Annotated in this window: 15 protein-coding genes; 4 read left to right on the top strand and 11 right to left on the bottom strand. The window is 37.4% G+C overall.

Going from position 1 to position 11,899, the window contains the following annotated elements; all coding sequences use genetic code 11:
- Positions 1-146 precede the first annotated feature (146 nt).
- The gene (locus QUF94_RS13185) at positions 147-1,415 is read left to right on the top strand and encodes an L-lactate MFS transporter (protein WP_289316258.1); all 1,269 of its coding nucleotides are present in this window, start codon (positions 147-149) and stop codon (positions 1,413-1,415) included.
- On the opposite strand, the gene QUF94_RS13180 is transcribed toward QUF94_RS13185, so the two are convergent.
- Positions 1,398-1,568, bottom strand: a complete 171-nt coding sequence (locus QUF94_RS13180) for a hypothetical protein (RefSeq protein WP_289316257.1) — start codon at positions 1,566-1,568, stop codon at positions 1,398-1,400. The genes QUF94_RS13185 and QUF94_RS13180 overlap by 18 nt on opposite strands.
- 3 nt (positions 1,569-1,571) lie before the next feature.
- Between QUF94_RS13180 and QUF94_RS13175 the strand changes: the two genes are divergently transcribed.
- Positions 1,572-1,817, top strand: coding sequence for a hypothetical protein (locus tag QUF94_RS13175; protein ID WP_289316256.1), 246 nt, complete (start codon positions 1,572-1,574; stop codon positions 1,815-1,817).
- 370 nt (positions 1,818-2,187) lie between these two features.
- A complete protein-coding gene (locus tag QUF94_RS13170; protein WP_289316255.1) occupies positions 2,188-3,255 on the top strand; it encodes an AI-2E family transporter in 1,068 nt (355 codons plus the stop codon).
- Between the two features lie 354 nt (positions 3,256-3,609).
- Here the strand turns inward: QUF94_RS13170 and QUF94_RS13165 are convergent, their stop codons facing one another.
- Entirely contained in the window at positions 3,610-4,062 is a 453-nt protein-coding gene (locus tag QUF94_RS13165; protein ID WP_289316254.1) for a YueI family protein, read from the bottom strand.
- Positions 4,063-4,281: 219 nt separating this feature from the next.
- Here QUF94_RS13165 and QUF94_RS13160 point away from each other — a divergent pair, with 219 nt between their 5' ends.
- Complete coding sequence (locus QUF94_RS13160) at positions 4,282-5,028, top strand: L,D-transpeptidase family protein (RefSeq protein ID WP_289316253.1); 747 nt, start codon at positions 4,282-4,284, stop codon at positions 5,026-5,028.
- Positions 5,029-5,422: 394 nt separating this feature from the next.
- On the opposite strand, the gene QUF94_RS13155 is transcribed toward QUF94_RS13160, so the two are convergent.
- From QUF94_RS13155 to QUF94_RS13115, 9 genes are all read right to left on the bottom strand, one after another.
- Positions 5,423-5,560: a hypothetical protein gene (locus QUF94_RS13155; protein WP_289316252.1), complete on the bottom strand. Its 138-nt coding sequence runs from the start codon at positions 5,558-5,560 to the stop codon at positions 5,423-5,425.
- A 107-nt stretch (positions 5,561-5,667) separates the two neighbouring features.
- Positions 5,668-6,114, bottom strand: a complete 447-nt coding sequence (locus tag QUF94_RS13150; RefSeq protein WP_289318368.1) for a nucleoside 2-deoxyribosyltransferase — start codon at positions 6,112-6,114, stop codon at positions 5,668-5,670.
- Between the two features lie 386 nt (positions 6,115-6,500).
- Positions 6,501-6,821, bottom strand: a complete 321-nt coding sequence (locus QUF94_RS13145; protein ID WP_289316251.1) for a type II toxin-antitoxin system HicB family antitoxin — start codon at positions 6,819-6,821, stop codon at positions 6,501-6,503.
- 109 nt (positions 6,822-6,930) lie between these two features.
- Positions 6,931-7,212, bottom strand: coding sequence for a DUF4190 domain-containing protein (locus tag QUF94_RS13140; RefSeq protein WP_289316250.1), 282 nt, complete (start codon positions 7,210-7,212; stop codon positions 6,931-6,933).
- Between the two features lie 713 nt (positions 7,213-7,925).
- Positions 7,926-8,576, bottom strand: coding sequence for an amino acid ABC transporter permease (locus QUF94_RS13135; protein ID WP_289316249.1), 651 nt, complete (start codon positions 8,574-8,576; stop codon positions 7,926-7,928).
- Between the two features lie 14 nt (positions 8,577-8,590).
- Positions 8,591-9,229, bottom strand: coding sequence for an amino acid ABC transporter permease (locus QUF94_RS13130; protein ID WP_289316248.1), 639 nt, complete (start codon positions 9,227-9,229; stop codon positions 8,591-8,593).
- Between the two features lie 102 nt (positions 9,230-9,331).
- A complete protein-coding gene (locus tag QUF94_RS13125) occupies positions 9,332-10,159 on the bottom strand; it encodes a transporter substrate-binding domain-containing protein (RefSeq protein WP_289316247.1) in 828 nt (275 codons plus the stop codon).
- Between the two features lie 22 nt (positions 10,160-10,181).
- Positions 10,182-10,910 (bottom strand): amino acid ABC transporter ATP-binding protein, encoded by a 729-nt coding sequence (locus tag QUF94_RS13120; protein WP_289316246.1) that lies wholly within the window; start codon positions 10,908-10,910, stop codon positions 10,182-10,184.
- Positions 10,911-11,343: 433 nt separating this feature from the next.
- Positions 11,344-11,760, bottom strand: a complete 417-nt coding sequence (locus tag QUF94_RS13115) for a hypothetical protein (RefSeq protein ID WP_289316245.1) — start codon at positions 11,758-11,760, stop codon at positions 11,344-11,346.
- Positions 11,761-11,899 lie beyond the last annotated feature (139 nt).

The following is an 11,899-nucleotide window of genomic DNA, read 5'->3' as shown; positions in this document are numbered from 1 at the left end:
ATTTTCATAAAATTCAATTTAGCAGTTTACGACTAATTAATATTCTTATATACTTATCCCACAAGATAGATAAAATGCATGCAAATTAAAATATTATAGATAAAACGCATGTAACTTTCTTATTTTAGATGAAAAGGGGTAACAACATGACAAAAAACAGGTGGTTAATCGCTTTATCCGCTATCGCCATTCACCTTTCCATTGGTGGTGCATACGCATATAGCGTGTACAAAAAACCATTAGTTGAGACTATGGGGTGGTCAGAAACCGAAGTAACGTTAGCATTCACAATAATGATGGCGCTTGCAGGAACTTCTGCTGCTTTCTTTGGTAAATTCGTAGAAAAAAATGGTCCAAGGAAGTCAGCTATGGTCGCTGCTGTATTATTCGGATTAGGACAAGCTGGTTCCGGTTTGGCAGTAATGGTCGATTCACTTCCGCTTTACCTATTGACATATGGGGTTTTAAGTGGACTTGGTATGGGGATCGGGTACATTTCACCAGTATCCACTTTAGTCAAATGGTTCCCTGATCGCAGGGGATTGGCAACAGGAATGGCAGTATTAGGTTTCGGTGCCGGAGCCCTCATTACAGCCCCAGTAGCTGCAAGCCTTATGGAATCCGTTGGCATTTATACTACATATTATCTTTTAGGCGCAGGCTATTTCATACTGATGTTCTTGGGGGCATCCTATATTGCACCTCCAAAGGCCAACTGGCTACCTGAAGGAATGAAGAAAGATATTGAGTCCGGTAAGAAAGAACTGAAGAAAGACCTAAGGCAGTTAACGGCAAAAGAAGCGGTTAAAACTAAACACTTCTGGATGTTATGGTCCATGAAATTGATTAATACAAGTGCAGGGATCATGATGATTTCGGTAGCTTCACCCATGGCTCAAGACGTTGTTGGGCTGTCTGTAGCCGGTGCAGCAACATTAGTCGGCATTATGGGAATCTTTAATGGCGGAGGAAGACTGGGCTGGGCAGCAGCATCAGATTATATTGGACGTCCAAATGTTTTCGTCATTTTCTTCATCATTCAAATCGGAGCGTTCCTTTTACTTCCAACGACTACAAATACTCTATTGTTCCAAGGACTCATCTTGTTGGTCGTTAGTTGTTATGGAGGCGGATTTTCAAATCTCCCTGCATTTGCCGGGGATTTATTTGGAACTAAGGAAATTGGGGCCATCCATGGTTATCTTTTAACTACATGGTCACTAGGCGGAGTTTGCGGGCCAATGCTGGTTACTGCAATAAGGGAAAGTACGAACAGTTACATCCCGGTGTTCTACGTTTTCGCTGCATTAATTGCGATAGCATTCGCCATCTCCATCTGGTTGCGTTTGGATATTAAAAAAATGCAAAAAGAACAGAAACAAGGATTAACGAATACTTTAAGTAAAATATCCTGATTTTAAAATAGCTTTTTTCTTAAACACCTGCAAAAAGGCATCATCAAGTAAACCTCCATTACCGGAGTATACTTTGATGATGCCTTTTTCCTTTTTATTTGAACATGCACCCAAGCCCCCATAAGCCTTCTGGATAAGAACCCCGCCATTCATTACTTGGCTCCCTCCACTATCATCCCTTTAACCTCGGAGTGCCCAACAAAAACATGGGTATTTTCCATTGAACAATATCAATTAAGGATCATGTTTGCGATCACTAAGGTTAGATCTATTTTTGATGTTTATATATTCGGACATCTACTGGGATTGACTGAATCTGATATCTTATTGATAGCCTATTTGAAAGTGGCTGCCATATCTTTGCTGGTTAAGTTAATTGAAGTGATATTTCATCAACTGTGATTATGCAGTTGGCGGTGTAACCCTTGTAGGCGGGCTTTATTCCATGATTTTTTATTGTTTTATATGGGATGACCCTCAGGGGCTAGATTGAAGAAATTTGCGACACTCCAGCCGAATAACTGGCTAGCCGAGACACCAAAGACGCTTGCGGTGAGGAGGCTTGGCAGACAGTCGGCGGAAAAGGAGCGGATTTCTGAAAATAACGGGAACGTTTTTTAATGGATAACAACTTCGTTTGGTTGCTGCTATATAGCTATGGGAATTTCAAAAGCAAAAGAAATTCGATTACCAGCATACTGAACAAGTTATATAGTTTAACATTCAGCCAAACAAGGGAATTAAGAAAGAGATGGAATTAGGGGGGATTGTCTTGTGGATCAATAAACCGTTTTTCAAATATGCATGTGCGATAATTTTGATCATTTTAATTATATTTTTACTAGGTAAGATTGATTATGTTCTGCTCCCGCTGCAAAAAATCATTGCAGCTATGTTTTTCCCTATTATAGTGGCTGGGCTTTTATACTATTTATTACGGCCCGTCGTTAACTTTTTAACTGAATTTATCCCTAGGACAGTTAGCATATTCATCGTCTTTTTGATTATTTTTTGTATGATCGGGATGGGAAGTTACTTTGGAAGTCCTGTAATCGTGGACCAATTTCAAAAATTATCTGAAAACCTCCCCGGCAAAGTCAAGGAATTCTCTAAGGAATCTGAATACATGATTGAAAAAAATGATTTTGGCATGGTTAATATGGAAGACCTGAAAGAAAAAGCGGTTACACATTTGAAAGATTACTCAGAGAAACTCTTGGTGAATGTCAATTCTATTTTCTCCACGATCACTAGTGTATTAACAGTGTTGGTCATAACACCATTCATTTTATTTTATTTCTTGAAGGATGGAGATAAACTAAGGCCATTTCTTTTAAAATATATTCCGAACGACGTTGAATCAGAGGGAAACACGATTTTAAAAGGCGTCGATAAAGCCCTTTCAACTTATATTATCGGTCAATTCATCGTATCAATCGTCATTGGGACTTTAATGTATATTGGCTACCTGATTATCGGTCTCGATTATGCACTCGTATTAGCCTTACTCGCCATGATTTTTACAGTTGTACCATTTCTCGGTCCATTAATAAGCATCATTCCTGCCCTTTTCATTGCCTTACAGCAAGACATTGGATTGGCAGTGAAAGTACTCATTGTCCTTACCGTCGTTCAACAAGTCGAGGGGCACTTGGTTACACCGAATATTATGGGAAAACGGCTTAACATTCACCCATTGACCATTATCTTATTGCTGCTAGCTGCAGGCTCAATATACGGTTTCATTGGCATTTTAATAGCTATTCCTACTTATTCAGTAGTAAAAACGATTATTGGAAACTTTAGGAAGTTTTATAAATTAAGGAAGAGGATTGCATAACCAGGAATGGTTAAGTCATGGGGTCTTTTTTTTAAAAAAACAAAGATAATTCTATCACATTTCAGACTGTAGACAAACTCGAAGAAAAGCGAGTTTGCCTTAAGTTTTTTTATTTAATGTGCGTTCCAGTTGTTTTTAGAAATCCGCTCCCTTACCGCCGAATGCCTGCCAAGCCTCCTCGCCGCAAGCTTCATTGGTGTCTCGTTAGCCAGTTATTCGGCTGGAGTGTCACAAATTTCTTCAATCTAGCTACTGAGGGTTTCATCCCCATATTAAACAATAGGTAAAATCGTGAATGGGATTGAGACCATTCCCAACCCCGTTTTGTCGACAAACTGAACGTTGATAGTTCTATCAACGTTTGTTTAATATTTTTTTAACCCACCTTTTGAAAAACGCTTTGACACTTTTCTTTTTTATAACTTTAATGGCATGATTTTGCTTCTCAATATAAATCTCTTCTTTGTTTATTGCATTTTTTTCTGCTAGTACTAGACCCAAATCGGAGTCATGATCTTTGTTTAGGACAATTTTGTAAGGAATATTATGACTCATTGCCAATTTAATATATTTCCCTAGATATTGATAGTCCATCTGACCATTTAAAAACAAATTTGAATGGGGATGCCGCTTCATCTTTTGCTCAATCTCCGGATATACATTCAGTTCAAAGACTTGGCTTTTTTTTAAGACGATGACGACGCGCTCTCTTAATGTGCCCAGAAACTCCTTTCGTTCACCAGGCTTGATTTCTTTTGGACCATAGATTCCTTGTTCTAGATAGTCCTCCACTTTTAGGCGTGACAATTCTTTCCCACCTCCGCTTTCACTTCAATAATTGTATGTAATATGGCCATAAATAGTGCCCATCATTCTTTGGAATGCATAAAAGTAAAAAGTGATTTAGGTTAACTTTCCCTTTTTTAGTTTACCCTTCGGTTAAAAAATTGTCACTCTAGATTCGCTTCTTGCATAGGATAGTATATGCGTGAATTTAGGTTGTTTAAATGAGGGACGGGGAAGAAAATGAAAAAATTAATTGTATTTGTATTGATATTCGCCTTTTGTTTTGTTGGGTTCAGTAATACTTCGGGTGCAGCAGGGAGACAACTGATTATCATCAATAAAGCCAATAATCAGCTGGCCTACTATGAAAATGATAAATTGGTGAAGGTGTTCATCGTAGCGACAGGAAAGAAACCCTCCTATACTCCTGAAGGAAAGTTCAAGGTAGTGACAAAGATAGTGAATCGTCCCTATTATAAAGGCAACATTAGAGGCGGAGATCCCAGGAATCCTTTAGGTAAACGATGGATGGGGATAAATGCACGGAATACACCAGGAAATACGTACGCAATACACGGCAATAATGATTCTAAAACCATTGGGAAATATATAAGTGCCGGTTGTATTCGCATGTATAACGATGATGTACAATGGCTGTACGATAAGGTGAGGATGAACACTGTAGTCTTGATTGCCAGTTCGAATAAATCTTTTGCTTCCATAGCAGCTAAGAATGGATATAAGGTGATCGGATCTGAGAGCTTACCTGTAAATACTACCAACTCTATCCTGAAGAATGGAAGTAAGGGGCCCCAAGTAATTGAAATACAAAAAAGATTAACTAAACTTGGATACAGCACTAAAGGAATAGATGGTGCATTTGGAAAAAATACTGAAATGGCCGTAAAGAAATTTCAAAAGTCTAAAAAACTTACTTCTGATGGGATCGTAGGACCAAAAACGAAAAAAGCGCTTGGACTTAAATAATCATCATTACTGATATCCACTGATTAGTGGATATCTTTTTTTATGTTTAAACTGTGACACTCCATACATTAATACCCATCCCGGCTGTAATTTTCCACCATCACTTTTGCCTTTATGTTATAATTTATATATAAACAGCTAATCATAATCGCACTGTCACTACATATAAGGAGGTATATAAAAATGTACGATGAACTTCTCATACTATCCATTAAATCAATTTTTGTTATCGGCACAATCGGAATGTTTGTGATTTTAGGATTCGTAAAAGGGCGCAAGTTTTAATTTTTTCCAATTCCTTAACATATCCTCATTGCCTGATTACTCGTATGATGTTCATACCGGTAATCAGGTTAATTTCACTCAGAAAAAAGCATATCCTCAAAGGGCATGCTTACTTACCATTCCAGAAATCCGTTTTATCTAAAAGTTGGTCAATGTCAAATGTATCAAGATGGAATGGAACTGATTCTTCTGCAATCGCTTCAGTGGCTAACAATAATTGGTCGATATCAATAATGGCCAAAACCAAAACAGTCCTCTCCCTTTTTTAATGGTTTTACCCTCATTTTTAATACATCAAACAATTCGTTCAAAAGATATTTTATTAGAGGGTACCTTTTAATTTACATTTGACATTTATTTAAGGGGAAGTGAATCATTTTTTTCCGATCCTTCAGGTGAAAGTGTATGTATCAATTTAACCAGCTTATAAAATGTCCCGCTACAGATGGTTACCTCAGGCAGATTATGAAAAATTGATTTTTTATTAATATGATAATTGTCTTTCTCAGGTGAATACACAATAATTTTCTTATTTAACGATAAAGCATATCCAAGTTCATAGAGATTACCTTTACCTGCAGTTAGGAAGATCAGCATAAAATCAGCTTCCTCAATCCCCTTTTTTTCATATTCTCCAATACCGTCCGTAATTTGGTTAGTCTCATCATCCGCAATTAAATTCCCGCCATTCACACATGTAAATCCTTTTGAAGTTAATTTCTTTATCAATGACCTTACTTGCTTCAAATTTTTTTCATCTGATGCTATATAATATTTCACACATCCACCTCCAAAATATATAACTATTGATACTTTTTACCTACGTTACCTACACTATACATATTCGTTATAAAGAACGCAATATCCTTTTCCAAAAATAAATAAAAATTTAAGGACAAAGTCTCGGTCCCATACATTTAAGCGAAACAAAAGCCATCATTCCTTTTCCAGGCAATGATGGCTTTTGTTAAAAAAATGATATGACGGGGTATTCTGGCCTTATTACAATTATTAATGTCGCCTTCCCTTACTCTCAAAAAAACATATACTTATGTAAAAATATTAATGTTTTTGGATGGTTAGACTGAAAGTTACTCTTATAAATCTGATTTTAAGGGTAACAAAATGTTGATTAATCTTCAAGAAATCAAAAATAAAAACCTTGTCCCCTACCCGGCAAGGTTTTTTTATTTTTCATATGTGATATTTTCTATTTCAATCCTGAAGGGTGCAGCCTCACATATATTAATTCCCCTATCTAGATTTACCTTTTCCATTTCACTCGCATCCGGTATTGTTTTTTTATCGAGAATAAAATGTTCGACCATGGATTCCAACAGTTCTTGAGCACAAGCTAAGGCATCTACCCGATTCCTACCGCTAACGGAAGAAATAATTCCTTCTCGCCTAAAATCCGGGAAACAAACTTGAACGGAAAAAGAGTCGATAATCAACGGGTGTTTTTCATAATAGAATACAGCTGGATACTCAAAGATTTGAATGGTCAAAATATCATCCCTTCATACAATTTTTAGGATTTTAAGTTAATTATAACATGAAATTCCATTAAAAATAGGTTTATTTACATTTCTTTGTTTGTCAAGCTTATTTTTACATTCAATAAGTTGTTATGTCCGTACTTACTACAAAATAAGAAAACACTAGGAAAATCAAAATCACGATAACATTCAAAAATATTCCAATAATGCTGCACACTTTACCAGCTGTCACCAATCCATTACCGGTTTCACCAGTAAGTTTCATTTCTTGTTTACTCTTCGCTGCAAATATTAAACCTAGTATACCTAATACGATGCCGATGAATGGAATAAGCAGGGATAATACCCCCATGATTAATGATACAATCGCTTTGCTATTGCTTGGTTTAATTTCAGACATATATTCCACCTTCTCTCTTCTCCTTATATATACGGTCATTAAAAGCAAAAGATTCATTATTTGTTTACTCATTCATCACTAATATTCCATGCTCTCCTGCCGGTGAATTCCATACACTTGGTCCGATCCATGCATGTAAAAAACGACTCATTTAGAGTCGTTTCAGATTGTAGACAAACTCTAAAAAATTGAGTTTGCATGAAGTTAAAAAAAGTTTTCAGAAATCCGTTCCCTTTCCGGCGACTGTCTGCCAAGCCTCCTCTCCGCAAGCATCTGAGGGATTTCGGCCAGCCAGTTATTCGGCAGGAGTCGCGAAAACTTCGTTTCATCACATATAAATGAATAAATAATCATGGAGTATAACCAAATCTTGTTTTGAAATCATGGTAATCATTCCCACGGTAAAATCGTGACAGCTATACGGGATGAGACCATTCCGAACCCTATGTTGTCTTCAAACCGAGACCGGCAAATCCTATTGTCTGTATTCAGTTTCTTTAGGGTTATTCGTATTCAATTTAAAATTGGAATGGAAGGCTCGAGAATCCTGCTAGGAAAAGCCGTCTAGGGATTATCCCAGCAGGCGCAAGCCGAGGAGGCTCCCTGACCGCCCGCGGAAAGCGAGTGCCTTAAGTTCCAATCAAGGTCCAAATTGCACAAGCCATAAAAAAATTGCAGACAAACTGAAACGACTCATTTCTGAGTCGTTTTTTTTAGGTTCGTTTCAATTCAAGCCTCTGGGCTACCAAAGACAGACTATAGTTTACAATGAAATACATGAGCGCCACCAGGATCAAAATAGGTATTAAATACTTTTGACTTTGCCCATATATAATTTGACCATGATGAGTTAGCTCCGGTAACGAGATGACAACCGCTAATGAAGTATCCTTTAATAATGATATGAATTGGCTGACAATAGGAGGAACCATGCGGCGCAGCGCTTGGGGCAAAATAATATGTATCAATGCCTGTGTATAACTCAAGCCTGATGAACGAGCGGCTTCCATTTGCCCTTTATCTACGGATTTTAGCCCACTTCGAATTACTTCAGATAGCATGGCCGACTCGAAAATTGTCAAGGCAACGATGGCCGCTGGAATGATTTCCAGTTTAATGCGTATCTCAGGTAAAGCAAAATACGTAAAAAATATAATTAATAACAACGGTAAATTACGTACCGTTTCTACAATCATGGCTAATATTTGAGATAGCACCGGTACCTTTGCGTAACGGATTATGCCCACAAGCCCGCCAATGATGAAACTTAGAATAATGGATATAAAAGCTACCTGGAGCGTTACCCAAAATCCCTCTAATAAAAACTTAAGATTATCCGGTGTATAGGCACCTGCAAAATCCATATCTTATACCTCCCTCAATTACTCTTTGCCAGACGTTTTTCCAAATAACCAACGCCAAGACTTAAAGGAATGGTAAGAATTAAGTAAAACGCTGCAACGAAAATGTATACATCAAACACGACAAATGTTCTTGAAGAAATCAAATCCCCATGGTACATGAGATCTAGTCCTGCAACGACGGCTAAAATGGAAGAATTCTTAACTAGATTGATAAATTGGTTTCCTAGAGGAGGAATGACTATTTTAACTGCCTGTGGCAATATGACGAGCCTCATTGCCTGCCCATATGTCAGTCCTGAAGAACGGGCAGCTTCCATTTGACCCTTTGGCACGGAAAGAATGCCTGCCCGAATTGCCTCAGCTATGAAAGATGAAGTGTAAATGGTCAGGGCTAATGTTCCTGCGTATAGTCCACTTAGTTTAAGGCCCAGAAAGAAGAAAAAGGTAATAATCAATAACGGTATGTTCCGAATGAACTCAACATAGGCGGTTCCAAGCCAGTTTAGAGGCTTTATCGGGGCAATCCGCATGATAGCAACAAGCACACCAAGGAGCAAACTCGCTACCAATGCAATTAAACTCGACATGATCGTATTTTTAAAGCCTAATAAATACATATCCAGATTCTCTGTTAAAATGGAGAAATCAAGCACGGCATACACTCCTTTAACTAGTAAGGATGAGCAAAAAGCTCATCCTCACAAGACAAATGTTCAAATGTTAATTAAGGTCATTTCCCTTACATTTGGTAATGATTAATGTTTAATCCATTTATCATGGATTTCATCGTACTTGCCTGAATCTTTAAGTGACTTAAGGGCTTTATTCAATTCGTCAACAAACTCAGCATTTCCTTTTTTCACAGCAATGCCATAAGGCTCGTCTGTAAATGTACCGCCAACAAGCTCATAATTTGGATCCTCGTCAGCCATGCCATAAAGGATTGAATCATCCGTAGTCAATGCATCCCCTTGCCCAGATTTAAGTGCAGCGAACGCTTCGGAATAGTTTTCAAATTCAAGAACTTGTGCGTCAGGAGCCTTTTCACGGATATTTATGGAAGAAGTAGAGCCCTTGACAGCCAGTACCTTTTTCCCTTTTAAACTATCAATACCCTTGATGTCGCTGCCTTTTTTGACTAGCAGGGATTGTCCGGCATCAAAGTAAACATCGGTGAAGTCAACTTCTTTTTTACGATCTTCCGTGATTGTCATTGTCGCCACAATCGCATCGATATCACCATTATTCAATAAGGCCATCCTTGTTTTAGAAGTCACTTCTTTAAATTCAACTTTATTCTCATCACCTAGGATTTCTGCTGCAAGAGCTTTGGCGATATCAATATCAAATCCTTCTACATCTCCAGTACTAGGATTTTTCAATCCAAATAGCCTTGTATCATTTTTTACCCCAAAAACAATCTTATCCTTTTCCTTCACTTGTGCAAGAACATCCGTTCCTTTGTCTTTACCGCCACCCTCTTCATTTTTGCCTGAATCTTCTCCCCCGCCGCATCCAGCCAATAAAATGACAGCCAATAAAGATAGCAAAGATAATTTCAACCATTTCTTTTTCTTCAACATGTTAATCACCCCTGTTTTTTATTTAATGATTTAATATACGGCTAAGAAATAAACGAGCCCTCTCTTCACGAGGATTGGCGTAAAACTCAGCCGGTGATGCCTCTTCTAAAACCCTGCCTTCGTCCATGAATACGATTCGATCCGCTACTTCACGGGCAAATCCCATTTCGTGCGTGACAACCACCATCGTCATTCCTTCATGGGCAAGTGCTTTCATAACATCCAGTACCTCGCCAATCATTTCTGGATCCAAGGCTGAGGTAGGTTCATCAAATAGCATGATTTCAGGCCCCATTGCCAAACCTCTGGCAATCGCTACCCTTTGCTGCTGTCCACCGGAAAGCTGAGAAGGAAATGAATTCGCTTTATCTCCAATCCCTACTTTCTCCAGATACTTTTGCGCAATCTTTTTCGCTTCCTCTTCTGATTGTCCTAAAACCTTCCTGGGTGCAAGCATGATGTTCTCGAGCACGGTTTTATGAGGATATAAGTGAAAATGCTGGAAAACCATACCGATATTCCGACGCAGTTTGTTTATGTCCGTTTTTCTATCCGCTACATTTAAACCATTAACGGAAAGGGAGCCTTCCGAAATGGTCTCAAGACGATTAATGCATCGAAGCAGGGTACTTTTCCCTGATCCTGACGGTCCGATGACTACTACCACCTCCCCTTTATTAATAGTAAGATTAATATCCTTCAATACATGGAAATCACCAAAATACTTATTCACCCGGTCAAAAACAATCATAATTAGCCTCCCTGCCCATAATCAATCTTTTGGTCTGAAAATTGATAATAATCAGAATTTCGAATGCATAAAATAGCATTCTCTTAAATTGAATCATTTCTATATGTATAATCCTTTCTCCATTTATTATTTCCCAATATAAGGTTATTTTTTTTATTATTTTAAACTAGTAATATAAAAAAATATATTCAATATTCACATTATTCATTATATATAATATTACTTAAAATTACCATATAAACTTTAAATTGTTAAAAACAATAACATATTTTATGATACTATTGCTATATTCCATAAAACCAACATATTTAAATCGATCTCCCCTAAACGATTCCTATTTTTGTAAAAAGGAGATTTATTTCCCGTAAGCAAAATGCCTGATATGAATTAGCAATTATAGAACGAACAAAAAAAAGACAGCAATTGCTGTCTTTTACATTCCTTCCTTTATAGCATCTTCAAATGGTGCTGAAAATAAGCCACTAGGCGCCAGCATATCCGTATCCGATTCCCGGCTTTCCCCACCCACAGTATATGGACCTGCTGGATAAAAATCAAACAAATCACTTTCCTTATGTATGATCAAGAAATACTCGTATAAATCATCCATAAGTTCCTGATGTTCATCTAATTTCATGATTTCGCCACATTCATCAATTACAAAGTTTTCATTAATCGCATCTTGAAGTTCCTCATTATTTGAATACGCGATAAAAAAATCCACATCTCCACACTCCATGCATAGCAAGAGTTTTTCTTCCAGTGCTTCTTGATAGGATTTCTGAACGATCTCCTTCAAAATGGCTTCAATCTTTCCAGGATTAGTTAGTTTAATTTTAGTCTGGATCACAAAATCCCTCCAATTTAATACAATGACATTTAAAAAGTATATGCCAGTTTAATGAAAAATAAAAAAAGCAAGCTCATCCTTTGATCAATATTAAATGAAAACTGGTATAAGTCCGTTCCTTATTAACCCATAAATCCAA

Origin of the sequence: Peribacillus sp. NJ4, from assembly GCF_030348345.1 — a bacterium.
Taxonomy (GTDB): Bacteria; Bacillota; Bacilli; order Bacillales; family DSM-1321; genus Peribacillus.
Note: the sequence above shows the minus strand (reverse complement) of the source record. Positions and strands in the feature narration are given on the sequence as shown.

Coding starts and splice junctions, on each gene's coding strand:
- QUF94_RS13180 (WP_289316257.1), bottom strand. CDS start 1,568: ATGAATGGCGGGGTTCTTATCCAGAAGGCTTATGGGGGCTTGGGTGCA.
- QUF94_RS13135 (WP_289316249.1), bottom strand. CDS start 8,576: ATGGATTTTGCAGGTGCCTATACACCGGATAATCTTAAGTTTTTATTA.
- QUF94_RS13160 (WP_289316253.1), top strand. CDS start 4,282: ATGAAAAAATTAATTGTATTTGTATTGATATTCGCCTTTTGTTTTGTT.
- QUF94_RS13120 (WP_289316246.1), bottom strand. CDS start 10,910: ATGATTGTTTTTGACCGGGTGAATAAGTATTTTGGTGATTTCCATGTA.
- QUF94_RS13140 (WP_289316250.1), bottom strand. CDS start 7,212: ATGTCTGAAATTAAACCAAGCAATAGCAAAGCGATTGTATCATTAATC.
- QUF94_RS13185 (WP_289316258.1), top strand. CDS start 147: ATGACAAAAAACAGGTGGTTAATCGCTTTATCCGCTATCGCCATTCAC.
- QUF94_RS13125 (WP_289316247.1), bottom strand. CDS start 10,159: ATGTTGAAGAAAAAGAAATGGTTGAAATTATCTTTGCTATCTTTATTG.